This is a genomic window from Streptomyces sp. NPDC058678 (assembly GCF_042714835.1).
Classification (GTDB): domain Bacteria; phylum Actinomycetota; class Actinomycetes; order Streptomycetales; family Streptomycetaceae; genus Streptomyces.
Genome location: NZ_JBHXSG010000053.1, coordinates 1 through 6775 on the forward strand (window position 1 = coordinate 1; position 6775 = coordinate 6775).

Annotated in this window: 8 protein-coding genes; all 8 read right to left on the reverse strand. The window is 69.6% G+C overall.

The window, feature by feature from the left end; translation table 11 throughout:
- Positions 1-784 (reverse strand): anti-sigma factor RsbA family regulatory protein (locus ACFWWR_RS35630; protein ID WP_384307681.1); only part of this gene is annotated, 784 nt, incomplete at its 3' end.
- Entirely contained in the window at positions 784-1134 is a 351-nt protein-coding gene (locus ACFWWR_RS35635) for an STAS domain-containing protein (RefSeq protein WP_384307685.1), read from the reverse strand. The genes ACFWWR_RS35635 and ACFWWR_RS35630, both read right to left, overlap by 1 nt.
- Positions 1135-1857: 723 nt before the next feature.
- Positions 1858-2082 carry a helix-turn-helix domain-containing protein gene (locus ACFWWR_RS35640; RefSeq protein ID WP_384307687.1) on the reverse strand — a complete coding sequence of 75 codons (225 nt, stop codon included), beginning with the start codon at positions 2080-2082 and terminating at the stop codon, positions 1858-1860.
- Positions 2083-2645: 563 nt separating this feature from the next.
- Positions 2646-3905 (reverse strand): MFS transporter, encoded by a 1260-nt coding sequence (locus ACFWWR_RS35645; RefSeq protein WP_383878198.1) that lies wholly within the window; start codon positions 3903-3905, stop codon positions 2646-2648.
- Positions 3906-4266: 361 nt separating this feature from the next.
- Positions 4267-5052, reverse strand: a complete 786-nt coding sequence (locus ACFWWR_RS35650; RefSeq protein WP_384307751.1) for a transposase family protein — start codon at positions 5050-5052, stop codon at positions 4267-4269.
- A gap of 64 nt (positions 5053-5116) precedes the next feature.
- Positions 5117-5485, reverse strand: coding sequence for a hypothetical protein (locus ACFWWR_RS35655; protein WP_383877579.1), 369 nt, complete (start codon positions 5483-5485; stop codon positions 5117-5119).
- Entirely contained in the window at positions 5482-5625 is a 144-nt protein-coding gene (locus ACFWWR_RS35660) for a hypothetical protein (RefSeq protein ID WP_383877581.1), read from the reverse strand. Before ACFWWR_RS35660 ends, ACFWWR_RS35655 begins: the two co-directional genes overlap by 4 nt.
- Before the next feature lie 108 nt (positions 5626-5733).
- Positions 5734-6600, reverse strand: a complete 867-nt coding sequence (locus ACFWWR_RS35665; protein ID WP_383877582.1) for a GNAT family N-acetyltransferase — start codon at positions 6598-6600, stop codon at positions 5734-5736.
- Positions 6601-6775 lie beyond the last annotated feature (175 nt).

The following is a 6775-nucleotide window of genomic DNA, read 5'->3' on the forward strand; positions in this document are numbered from 1 at the left end:
GCCGGCCCGCATCACGGACCTCACACACCAGCTGCCCCTGCTCGGCCCAGATGGCGAGTGTCCCGCGGCCTCCGCCGTGCACCACGCTGTTGGTCGTCAGCTCCGCGACCGCCAGCTCCGCATCCATCAGCCGCTCCCCGGCCAGGCCCAGCCGCATCGCCTGAGCGAGAGCGAACTGACGGACCGCCGGAAGGTCCTCCTCACCGTAGGAGAAGACCGCGGCCGGCACCGTCGGCAGCTCCTGGTTGTACCGATCGACGACCGCCTGCCAGTCGTAGACGTCGCTGACCGACTCACGGCCCTCCCCGCTGATGAGGGTCGGGTGCGTGACCCGCGCATCGGCGATCACCTGCGGATCCAGCCGCACCTCGTCGTAGGGGCACAGGATCGTCACCGCCCGGCCCTCGAACGCGGCGTTGATCAGCGCCTCGTGCTGCGCGCACGCCGGGTACTCCACCGCGCTGCGCCCGGCCCAGATCGGCTCGCCGATGATCCGCACACGCCCCTCCGGGTGGGCGTCCGCGAACCCGCGCAGCACCTTGGGGATGATCCGTCCCGGGTTGCGGCCGGCCTCGGTCATGTCCAGGAACAGGATGCCGTCGGCGTCCCCGCCCAGACCTGCCTTGATCAGCTCCAGGTTGGGGCCGGGCACCGCCACGGCCATCGGCTCGCCGTTGGTCAGGCCCTCGCGAAGGAAGGCCACCGTCTGCTGCGTGTACTCCTGCTCGGTGCGATAGAAGAGGGCGGGATGCACGAACGCCTCGTGGGTGGTCACCGTGCTCATCACAGAGCCACCTCGATCCGGTCCAGGCCCGGCCAGAACATCTCCAAAACCCGCGGCAGCTGCGGCGGGGGATTCTCGACCACAACCCTCCCGTCGGGCAGGTTCATGGCGGTGACCGCCAGCGCGGTCACCCCGGCCACGTCGACGAACGCCACATCCGACAGCTCCACGTACGACACACCCGCGTGCCGCCGGGCCAGCTCGGACAGGGCCTGCTCCCAAGACGTGCGAGTGAGGGCGCTGATCTCACCGCGGGCACGTATCCCGGAACGACCGGGCAACGGGCTCACCTCCAACGCGGCCCTCCCGGGCACCGCCGGGGGCCCGCCCACCACATGTGGGGCATCCACGCTCCAACTCCTTCACATCAAGCCGCCTGCCGACCGCCCCGGCACGGGCAGAGGAAAAGCTCCACCCGACGGGGCAGTGTATCCAGGCGGCAGACACGCCTGGTTCTGTAGGTGGGAGCGAGCAACGTTCATCGACGGTTTCGGATAGTGCTCGGGGATCGCGGAGCCCGAAAATGTCGATGAAAACCAGCAACGTTCCGAGGGGACCGGACGCTGACGTCGGCCGCAACCGGCCCCGGGTGTGAGCGTCACGGGTGAGGGGACGCGCGGTCGATCGTTTCCTCACGCAGTTGCCGGTCGATGCCTTCGCTGGTGGTGCGCTGGCAGGCGGGGCAAATTGTGTGGTGCCCGCGGAGGTGACGACGGTTCCCCACTCATGGCAGTCCTTGCAGTCCTGGACCAGGAGAGGTCGGGGCGGAGGGCCGGGACTGGAGGGATGGGTGTGGTGCCGTGAGCCATGCGGTGGGTCCTCAGCGTGGTGAGCGACGGATACACAGACTGCCAGTATTCGGATGATGTGTCTGTATGAGTCTCATGCCGGGGCAGGGGGCCGCTCGCCCAAGGCTCGCGAAACAGGCAGGCGCAACTTGGCGCGGTTCGGGCTCGAGGTCTGGAAGGCCGCGCGGCGGCACGGTCATCGATGCCGTGCCGCCGCGGGCACTCACCCCAGCGCCACCCGCGCCTCGTCTGCCCGCATAGAGCTGATCTACGCGCTCCCAAGGCTCATCGTCTGCGCGGGAATGCCCTGCAAGCAGGTGGTGACTCGTCCCCAGTGGGGTTGGGAAGCAAGCCCCCGCGGGTCCTCCGGAAAGCTACTGCCGGGGGACTCACGCGTAGTGACGCAGGGCTCCGCCAGGTGCGCACGGTGTCCACGTGCACGCCGACCCGCTCAGCGATCCGCGCGTTCGGCAGCCCGCGGGCCGCGTGCAGCACGATCTGCGCGCGCACTCTAAAGCCGGTACTCGGTCTTGTGGCCCCAGGCTGCCTTCTTCAACCGGTGCTGCTCGGTGGCAGTCGGGGATATCGGGGCTTGGCTGCCGATTCGTCGGTGAGGCCCGAAGCGAGGGCTTTGAGGCTGCGCGGCCCCGGCCCCAATCTCCGGAAACGCCGGAAGCATCTCGGATCTGTTGCGGTTGTCCGGGACCGACACGACCAGGTGGCCGTATCAGCGGCGCAGGTCCGAGGCCGTCGAACCGCCCACGGTCGGGTCACGGTGCAGCCTGTCGGGGGGCCGCTGGGTACTCGCGGCCGGTGGGGGTCTCCTGGCCGGTCGAGCGGTCGATCGGCTGGATCATGAACGCCCTCCGCAATATGAGGGACTACGGCAGGCTTCCCCAACACGCCGAGGCACACCTGAACTGGGCGTTCATCACTCTCATGACCCGGCGTATGACCCGCACCGGCCCTCGCATCGACAGCTGGACGAAGAAGGCCGGGCCCCCGCTTGAGTACCGCGACGGGGAGCCCCGACGTCAGGTGTTCGTGAGCAGCGCCGACGGCCGTCTCCGTAACTACGCCCGTTTCGCCCCCGAATCCTGCGTCGGCGAGCTCTCCGCCCCGTCGTGGGGAGAGCCGATACGGTCCATCTGCCTCCAGGCCGGGAAGATCACCGGGCACAGCGTGGCGAGCAGATACACACCGCCAACTGCCAGCAGCGAGAAGGGCAGGCCGACCGAGTCCACGAGGAAGCCCGCACCCAGTCCGCCCAGCGGAGTGACCAGCTGCACCGAGGCCGTTGTCGCGCTCAGCACGCGGCTGCGCAGGTCCTCCGGCACCGTCTCATACGTCACGGTGGCCATGATGGGGTTGAGTACACCGAAGGCGAGACCCTCTACCGCCATGATCACGGCCAGCGGGGTGAAGGTGTCGGTGAAGGCGGCCACCACGAAGCGCGGCAGGCCCCCGATGAGAAAGGCGATCGTGAACACGGGCCACCGCCGAAAGCGGCTGCCCACCGCCCCAAAGGCCAGCGCCCCCGTGAGTGCGCAGACCCCGAATGCTGCGTTCAGCAGACCGAGATCAATGGCACCATCAAGCTCCTCACGGGCATGCACAGGCAGGAGCACGGCGCTCCATCCCTGGTCGAGGCCCCTGGTGACCAGCGTCATCAGGCACAGGCCCAGCAGCAGCGGCGTGGCCGCCACGAAGCGATAGCCGTCCGCGAGTTCACGACGGTAGGCACGCAGCGACGTCGGCTCGGCCCGTCGTTGGGCCTGCGCCTCGGGCAGGCCGCGCACTCCGAACGCGAACAGTGGCGCGGCCACGGCGAAGGTCGCGGCATCTACCAACAGGACGTTCTCGGCTCCGAGTACGGCGATCAGCACACCTCCGAGAGCGGATGCCGTCAGCGCCGCACAGCGTGCCGCACCGTCGTACAGCCCGGCAGCCCTGGTCAGCGGCATTCCGGCGCGTTCGGCGAGCGTGGGCAACAGCACGCCGCGAGCGGTTTCACCCGGTGCACGGAACAGCCCTGTCATCGCCATCAGCACGCACAGCATCCAGAACTGCAGGATGCCGGCGAACTGCAGCATCGGGATCGCCGCAACGGCGACCCCGCAGGCGAGATCCGAGGCGACACTCACCCGCTGTCGCCCCATGCGGTCGATGACCGGACCGCTTACGAGCGCAGCGAGCACTGCGGGCAGCAGTGTGCAGAACGCCACGATCCCGGCCCTGGCGGCACTGCCCGTGCTCTGCAGCACGAACCACGGCACGCCCATGTATGTGAGGCAATTCCCTGCGATCGAAACGAGGTTGGCGGCAAGAACCATTGCCAGAGGACGGCGATCAACCGTCCCGAAGTCTTCGGACACTACGGTGGTCTCCCATAAGGGGAAGCGCCCACCGTGAACGAAGCAGGTCAGCCGGTGGGCGAAGCGAAGTGGTCAGCGTCTGGCGCGCATGGCGAGGCGCACCGCGGTGCGGTGTTCACAAGCAGCGCCTCCAACACTTCGCCGGGATGACCACCCGGCACCTCCACGCATTGTGACGGTCGGGAACCGGCCCTCTGCAACGACGATCCGTCGCAATGAGCAGTGTGCATCGTGAAGTCGCAGGTCACGGGTCTGGCGTGAGTCGTCTTCGGGATTCTCGGGCTGATCGTGGGCGGATGCCTCTCGCGAAGATCATCGGTCAGCGGGCGATTTCGCGGTTGGTCAGCACCAGCAGGGCCCTGACCAGGACGGTCGCCGACTTCGGGTCGGTGCGGAGCTTGGTGAGGACGCGCCAGTTCTTCAGGTGGGCGAAGCTGTGCTCGACCGGGGCGCGGACTGCGGCCAGCACGGTGTTCGACAGTTTCTGGCCGGGGGTCAGGGGCCGGTTGCGGGCGGCCTTGTAGCCGGTGATCACGGCCGGGTCGGCGTCCGGGTCGTCGTTGTCGTCGAGGCCGATGAAGCCCAGGTCGGCGATGGCGCCGAGGCCGGTCGCGCGCAGATGGGCGGTGAGGTGGTCGTGCCGGCAGGCGGTGATCTCCGAGGTGCATCCGGGCCGGGCCGCGGAAACCCAGAGCAGCCGGCCACGATCGTCGGTGAGTGCGATCACGAGTAGTCCGTGGCATTTGCTCTTACCGGAGTAGTTCTTCCGGTTCGCATCTCCGGTGCGGCGTCGGGTGCGTATCAGCGAGCCGTCCAGCAGTACGATGCCGCCGCCCGTTCGGGCGATCTTCTTGAGCGCGCGGTCCAGGCGCGGGGCGCGGGCAGCCAGCAGGCCGACGACCTCGCGCACCCACCGGCTCACGGTGGTGCGGTGGATGCCGTTGCCGCCGGCCAGGTCGCCGGGCCGCTGGTCACAGCGCAGCACCGCCAGCACGATCCCGGCGATCTTCCCGGCGGGCAGCGCCCGCCACGGCGAGCGGATCTTCTTGCAGTGGCCTCGGATCAGATCGGCGAGATAGTTCAAGGTGGCGCTCGACAGCGGCAGGCGGGCGGCTTAGACAAGGCCGTCAGGGCCCTCGACGGTTTCGTTGTTTTTCCTCACACCAAACTCAACTGCCGCCGGGGGCCCGGCGGTTACGCCCACCCGCTCTTCGAGTCCGGCGACTACGGGCGCACGGTGAACTTGCCGTCACCACGCTTGTGCAGCAGCCGCGATCGGCCAGCTTGGTCAACTTCCCGCGCAGCGGCTCCAGCTTGCCCCGCACCTCGGTGTCCAGACCCAACGCCTCACCGACGGCCCGGGTGGCGACCGGCCCGCCGGCCTGCCGCACGGGGGCCAGGATGCGCTGGTAGTCCGCCGGCAGCGCGGACTCGGCCACCCCTGACGCCCGGTCCGGGACCAGCCGCACCGCCCGACCCGCCACCTGCACCACCGGCGACCCGGCCGTTGCCCGCTCGTCAGCGAGCTGCTCGCTCATCCGCTGCCACACCCGCACCGCCACGGCCAGCTCGTCCCGCTCGGCCGCACCTCGGACAGCTGCTTGACCAGCTGCTCTTCGAGTTCATCCAGCTCCGCGCGGCGCGCGGTGATCCGCTCATGCACCTCGGGGTCCACCATGCGCCGGAGCGTACGAGCGCAACCCGCGACGGCGGATGAGAAAGCGGAAACCCGCACCTGCCAGACGATCTACGCCCCAGACTGCCGCCTTACCGAGCAGCCCCGGCGTCAGGCCGTCCGGATCCGGTCCCGCACCTCCGGCCGCACCTCGAACCCGGCCGCCTTGTACGTGGCGACGCCGCCGACGTTGGAACTCGGCGTGCATACACGTACGCTCGACGAGCCCATCTCCCGCAGCGCGGCTGCCCCGGCCACGGTGATCGCCCGGCCGTAGCCGCGACCACGGTGGTCCTCGTGGACGCCCATCGGCTCGACTAGCCCCGGCTTCCCCGGGCCGGCCGACCACACCGTCACCACCGCCGCCACGCTGCCCTGGTCGTCATAGGCGCCCAGGCAGCGGGCGTCGGCGTAGAACGGTCCCGCCGACATCGCGTGCCAGTACTCGCGCGTAGGCCGCGAGGTGTTGAACGCCGACCGCAGGACGTCGGCGAAGTCCTGCGCCTGCTCCGGGCCGATCGACTTGATCCGCACGCCGGGGTCCTCCACCGGCTCGGTGAGGTCGCGGAAGAGCGGCGTCCACGGCTCGCCGACGCCCCAGCCCTCCTTGCTCAGCAGGTCGTGGAGCAGCAGGCCCAGTGGCGCCTCGATGGACACCGCTCCTTCCGGCAGCACACCGCGCCCAGGCAGCGAGAAGTCCTCGACAAGCCGCCGCGCCAAGTCCTCATCCTGGAAGGCGTCCGGAGCGACGGTCATCCGCACCAGCGTCGGCGAGTCGAGCATCCCGACCGCGAGAATCCGCCCGTCCCGACTCCAGGTCCGGACCACCGCGGCCGTCTCGGCCGTTCCGAACCGGTAGTTCCAGCCGATGTCCCCGGAATGCAACTGCATCGGCGCTTCGTCGTACTGCCACTCCCGCAGCGCGTCCATGGCCTCGCGTACCCCGTCGACAGCCGGCGTACCCAGCACAATCGTCATAGCCGGGATCAGACACTCCATCCCGAAGGTCCGCAACCGATTAACCGGGCCGGGGGGGGGGGGGGGGCGGCCGCCCCGTGGCTAACCACTCCGTTTCCTCCCCCGCGGCCGGCCCCCGGGCCGCCCCGGGCCCCCGCCCCGCGACCGGGTTCGTGCCCGGCGCGCACGGTGCGGT

What these genes read in the sequence shown, in the direction of transcription:
- ACFWWR_RS35645 (WP_383878198.1), bottom strand. Translation starts at nt 3,905, where the DNA reads ATGGTTCTTGCCGCCAACCTCGTTTCGATCGCAGGGAATTGCCTCACA.
- ACFWWR_RS35655 (WP_383877579.1), bottom strand. Translation starts at nt 5,485, where the DNA reads ATGAGCGAGCAGCTCGCTGACGAGCGGGCAACGGCCGGGTCGCCGGTG.
- ACFWWR_RS35660 (WP_383877581.1), bottom strand. Translation starts at nt 5,625, where the DNA reads ATGGTGGACCCCGAGGTGCATGAGCGGATCACCGCGCGCCGCGCGGAG.
- ACFWWR_RS35665 (WP_383877582.1), bottom strand. Translation starts at nt 6,600, where the DNA reads ATGACGATTGTGCTGGGTACGCCGGCTGTCGACGGGGTACGCGAGGCC.